The 1392-nt window shown below is 61.5% G+C and carries 2 protein-coding genes; one reads left to right on the top strand and one right to left on the bottom strand.

All coding sequences use genetic code 11. The features are described from left to right. On the bottom strand, positions 1 to 375 hold a 375-nt coding region (locus AC5RWX_RS33365), incomplete at its 3' end, for an ATP-binding cassette domain-containing protein (RefSeq protein ID WP_494100437.1). Between the two features lie 105 nt (positions 376 to 480). Between AC5RWX_RS33365 and AC5RWX_RS33360 the strand changes: the two genes are divergently transcribed. Continuing rightward, entirely contained in the window at positions 481 to 1263 is a 783-nt protein-coding gene (locus AC5RWX_RS33360; protein WP_494100436.1) for an LOG family protein, read from the top strand. The last annotated feature ends 129 nt before the right edge of the window (positions 1264 to 1392 follow it).

The following is a 1392-nucleotide window of genomic DNA, read 5'->3' as shown; positions in this document are numbered from 1 at the left end:
GTCCTTGTCCGCGGTTGCCTTCGCAACGCCCTTAACCTTAATCGGGCCGAGGGTGACGTTTTCGAGGATCGTTTTGTGTGCGAAGAGATTGAACGACTGGAAAACCATGCCGACGTCAGCCCGGAGCTGCGCCAGTTCCTTGCCTTCCTCGGGAAGGACCTTTCCATCGATGCTGATGGTGCCGCCTTCAATGGTTTCGAGGCGGTTGATGGCGCGACACAGCGTGGACTTGCCGGACCCCGACGGCCCGATGACCACGACAACCTCGCCTTTGCGGACCTGCAGGTTGATGTCCTTCAAAACGTGCAGCTGGCCGTAATGCTTATTTACGGCGTTCAGGGAGACGAGGGCATCGCCGGGCACATGAGTAGTCATAAGGAAGAATCTAGCGAACAACGGGGGCCTATGACGCGAATCACCGCAAGTTGCTGCGGATCGTGATTCAAGAGATACCTCCCACCGGCAGGTTAGCCTTGGTCAATGAGCATCAGTGCAGATCCGGCCAAAAACTCCCAGCCACGCCGCAAAGGACCCCTTGAACTTCGCCGTAAGCAGGCGGCGGTGGAGATGTCCGACCAGCATTTGCTTGATACCAAAGGCCTTGGTCAATTCGTGCACACCGATCCGTGGCGCGTGATGAGGATCCAGAGCGAGTTCGTCGAGGGATTCGGGGCACTGGCTGACCTCGGCCCGGCTGTCAGTGTCTTCGGTTCAGCCCGGACCAAACCGGGCAGCCCCTACTACGAGATGGGCGTCGAGGTGGGGCGGAAGCTGGCGGAGGCCGGCGTCGCCGTGATTACCGGAGGCGGACCGGGATCCATGGAAGCTGCAAACCGCGGCGCCGTCGAAGGTAACGGCGTGTCTGTGGGTCTCGGCATCGAGCTCCCGTTCGAGCAGGGCCTGAACCAATGGGTGGATCTGGGGATCAACTTCCGGTACTTCTTCGCCCGCAAAACGATGTTTGTGAAGTACGCGCAGGGATTCATCGTCCTGCCTGGCGGCCTTGGCACCCTCGACGAGCTGTTTGAAGCCATGGTCCTGGTGCAGACCCGGAAGGTGACGTCCTTCCCGATCGTGCTGCTCGGCGTCGACTTCTGGGGCCCGATGATCGATTGGATCAGGGGCACCCTGGTGGCTGAGGGCATGGTCTCCGAAAAGGACCTGGACCTTATCCAGGTGGTGGATGACCCGGCGGACGCGGTGGACCGGGTACTCCACGTAGCCATCTCCCCCTCGCTGAACGGCGAACAGCGCCCGGAATAGCGATGGCGGCAAGGTCTGGCACGATGGGGTAGTGACTTTTTTCCTGGTCTTCCTTGCCGTGGTGCTGATCGGCGCTGTCCTGTGGGCCGGCGCGGGCGGCCGTCCCGGCAAGCCGGGCGGGATCGCGCT

This window comes from Arthrobacter sp. SPT-J7, assembly GCF_059089965.1.
This window is presented reverse-complemented; position numbering and strand designations above follow the sequence as displayed.